Source organism: Rhizobium sp. RHZ02 (assembly GCF_014851575.1).
GTDB classification, from domain to species: Bacteria; Pseudomonadota; Alphaproteobacteria; order Rhizobiales; family Rhizobiaceae; genus Rhizobium; species Rhizobium altiplani.
This window is the reverse complement of record NZ_JACUZX010000134.1, coordinates 1-251: the sequence shown is the minus strand read 5'-3', so window position 1 is coordinate 251 and position 251 is coordinate 1. Positions and strand designations below refer to the sequence as shown.

At 50.6% G+C, this 251-nt stretch carries 1 protein-coding gene; it reads right to left on the bottom strand.

The features are described 5' to 3' along the window. On the bottom strand, positions 1 to 251 hold a 251-nt coding region (locus IB244_RS32710; RefSeq protein ID WP_246734822.1), incomplete at both ends, for a transposase.

Sequence of the window (251 nt, the reverse complement as noted above, 5' to 3'; positions counted from 1 at the left end):
TGAAGTAGTTTCGACATTCTTCGACGGGGAACAGTGCACAGATGTCGCTCAGGGCATTTGATATTGCGTCGAAACTCCTTGCGGCTTTCTTTCGTAGGAGCGTCTTGAGTTTCGAGAAGGCCATTTCGATCGGATTCAGATCGGGCGAGTACGCAGGTAGAAAGAGCAGCCAGGCACCTTTTTGTCTGATGAGATTTTCGGCCTTTTCGCTTTTGTGGAAGCGAACATTGTCGGCAATCACGACGTCGCCC